This window comes from Klebsiella sp. A-Nf5 (genome assembly GCF_002810545.1).
Taxonomy (GTDB): Bacteria; Pseudomonadota; Gammaproteobacteria; order Enterobacterales; family Enterobacteriaceae; genus Klebsiella; species Klebsiella variicola.
Genome location: NZ_PIOG01000047.1, coordinates 1 through 3,218, shown reverse-complemented (window position 1 = coordinate 3,218; position 3,218 = coordinate 1). Strand labels below are relative to the sequence as shown.

The following is a 3,218-nucleotide window of genomic DNA, read 5'->3' as shown; positions in this document are numbered from 1 at the left end:
GACACCCTGGCCGCCATCGGCACCGCCGACACCCCGGCGGAACCAATCAGCGGGTTGATTTTGTGTTTACTGAACACGTTCATCAGCTTCGCCATCAGCACCCCGGCCGCGGTCCCCACGCAGAAGGCGATCACCCCCAGCAGCAGAATGCCCAGCGTCTGCGGCTGCAGGAACTTGTCCGCCACCAGCTTGGCCCCCACCGACAGCCCGAGGAAGATGGTCACGATGTTGATCAACGCGTTCTGCACCGTATCACTCAGCCGGTCCACCACGCCGCTCTCGCGCATCAGGTTGCCGAAGCAGAACATCCCCAGCAGCGGCGCGGCGTCCGGCAGCAGGAGAGCCACCAGCAGCAACAGCACCGCCGGGAAGAGGATCTTCTCCCGCCGGCTCACCGTGCGCAGCTGCACCATGCGGATCTTCCGCTCCCTGTCGCTGGTCAGCGCCTTCATGATCGGCGGCTGGATCAGCGGCACCAGCGCCATGTAGGAGTAGGCCGCCACCGCGATGGCCCCCAGCAGCTCCGGCGCCAGCTTGCCCGACAGGTAGATGGCCGTCGGGCCGTCGGCGCCGCCGATGATGCCGATGGCCGCCGCCTGCGGCAGGGTGAAGCTGATGATGCCGAAGTAGTTCAGCGTCAGCGCCCCGAGCACAGTGGCGAAGATACCGAACTGCGCCGCCGCTCCCAGCAGCAGGGTGCGCGGGTTGGCCAGCAGCGGGCCGAAGTCGGTCATTGCCCCGACGCCCATAAAGATGACCAGCGGCGCAATGCCTGAGCCAATCGCCACCTTATAGAAGATGGCCAGCACCCCGGCGGAGTAGCCCATGTCCACCGCCAGCGTCTCCATCTGCCCCTGCACCGACGGCAGGGCCAGCGCCAGCGCCTCCTTGATGGCGTGGACGTCCGGCGCGCAGTGGAGCTTCGCGGCAATCACCGCCAGCTGGACCGGGTCGTGGTGGGCCAGCAGGTTTTCCAGCGCGCTCAGCGCCAGCCCGGCCTCCGGGATATTGGAGAGCAGGCCGCCGAAGCCGATCGGCAGCAGCAGTAACGGCTCGAACTTTTTAGCAATCGCCAGCCACAGCAGCAGCAGGCTGACCAGCAGCATGATGGCCTGGCCGGCACCGAGGTGCATCAGCCCCATGCCCTGAATCAGGGCGTTCAGACTTTCCATTTCCGCTCCTCGTCCTTACGCCAGCTGCAGCAGAGTGTCGCCGACCGCCACCGCATCGCCGGCTTTCACCGCGATGCCGCGTACGGTCCCGGCCTGCGCGGCGCGGATTTCGGTTTCCATCTTCATGGCCTCCAGAATCAGCAGCACCTCGCCTTCCGCCACCGCCTGGCCTTCGCTGACAATGACTTTCCAGATATTGCCCGCCAGCGGCGCGGTCACCGGGGTCCCGGCGCCGGCCGGGGCGGCAGCGGGCGCGCTGGCTACCGGCGCAGCGGCGCTGAGCTGGCTGACGTCGCCGCCGTCGCTGACCTTCACCACAAAGGCCTTGCCTTCCACTTCCACGGTGTAGACGCCGGAGGCGGCGGCTTTTGCCGGAGCGGCAGGTCTGGCGGCTTCGACCTGCGGCAGCGGCTCAAAGGCCGCCGGGTTGTGGCGGTTTTCGAGGAACTTCAGGCCGGGTTGCGGGAACAGGGCCACGGTGAGCACGTCGTCGATGGCGTTTTCGGCAAGCGTGATACCCTTCTCCTGCGCCTGGCGTTTGACGTCGGCTTCCAGCTGCGCCAGCTCCGGCTTCAGCAGGTCGGCCGGGCGGCAGGTCACCGGGTCAGCGCCGTCAAGCACCCGCGCCTGCAGGGCGGCGTTCACCGGCGCCGGGGTGTGGCCGTACTCACCCTTCAGGATACCGGCGGTCTCCTTCGCGATGGTTTTGTAGCGCTCGCCGGTCAGGACGTTGAGCACCGCCTGGGTGCCGACAATCTGCGAGGTCGGGGTCACCAGCGGGATGAAGCCGAGGTCCTCGCGCACGCGGGGGATTTCCGCCAGCACCTCATCCAGACGGTGGGCGGCGCTCTGCTGCTTCAGCTGACTTTCGAGGTTGGTGAGCATCCCGCCCGGGACCTGGGCGACGAGGATGCGGCTGTCGGTGCCCTTCAGCTGGCCTTCGAAGGCGTGGTACTTCTTACGCACCTCGCGGAAGTACGCGGCGATGCTCTCCAGCTTGTGGATATCCAGCCCGGTGTCATATTGCGTGCCGGCGAGGGTGGCGACCAGCGCCTCGGTGGCCGGGTGGCCGTAGGTGGCGCTCATCGAGGAGATGGCGGTGTCGACGCCGTCGACCCCGGCTTCAATGGCCTTCAGCAGGGCCATCTCCGCCATCCCGGTGGTGGCATGACAGTGCAGGTGCAGGGTGACGTCGTAGCGCTTCTTGATTTCGCTGACCAGCTCAAAGGCGGCCCCCGGCGTCAGAATGCCGGACATGTCCTTGATGGCGACGGAGTCGACGCCGGTCTCCAGCAGCTGTTCGGTGAGGTCGAGCCAGGTCTGCAGGGTGTGGGCCGGGCTGGTGGTGTACGAAAGCGTGCCCTGGGCGTGGGCGCCGTGGCGGCGGACCGCCTGCAGGGCGGCCTGCATGTTGCGCGGGTCGTTCATGGCGTCGAAGACGCGGAACACGTCCATGCCGTTTTTGACGGCGCGCTCCACGAAGCGCTCCACCACGTCATCGGCGTAGTGGCGGTAGCCGAGCAGGTTCTGGCCGCGGAGCAGCATCTGCAGCGGGGTCTTCGGCATCGCCTTTTTCAGCTCGCGCAGGCGGACCCACGGGTCCTCGCCGAGGAAGCGGATGCAGGCGTCAAAGGTGGCGCCGCCCCAGCACTCGAGGGAGCGGTAGCCGACGTCATCCAGCTGAGCGGCAACGGGCAGCATATCGTCGAGACGCAGACGGGTGGCGAACAGGGACTGGTGGGCGTCGCGCAGGACGACATCGGTAATGGCAACGGTCATAAATTCCTCCGTGAATTAAGGGTGAAGACGGCGATGGTGGTGAATGGCGGCGACAATCGCCGGCTTTAAGCGGGCGAAGTCGTCAGCGGGCGCGACGGCGGCCGGCGCCGGTTTGGGGGCGGCGGGCAGCTCAGGGAACAGACGGTTCACGGCGAGGGACATTCCCTGAATGGCAAAGATGAGCAGCAGCAGGAACACCAGCACAAAGCCCATGCCGAGAAACATCAGGGTGAAGCCTTCGCCCAGGAGGACGGCATTGTCAGTCAT

At 66.7% G+C, this 3,218-nt stretch carries 3 protein-coding genes; all 3 read right to left on the bottom strand.

Features of this window, described 5'->3' with window-relative positions:
* The coding region (locus CWM53_RS05675) for an oxaloacetate decarboxylase subunit beta (protein WP_100750728.1) at nt 1–1,172 on the bottom strand (1,172 nt) is incomplete at its 3' end.
* 15 nt (nt 1,173–1,187) lie between these two features.
* Nucleotides 1,188–2,951 (bottom strand): sodium-extruding oxaloacetate decarboxylase subunit alpha, encoded by a 1,764-nt coding sequence (gene oadA / locus CWM53_RS05670; protein ID WP_100750727.1) that lies wholly within the window; start codon nt 2,949–2,951, stop codon nt 1,188–1,190.
* Nucleotides 2,952–2,966: 15 nt separating this feature from the next.
* Complete coding sequence (locus tag CWM53_RS05665) at nt 2,967–3,218, bottom strand: oxaloacetate decarboxylase subunit gamma (protein ID WP_074387436.1); 252 nt, start codon at nt 3,216–3,218, stop codon at nt 2,967–2,969.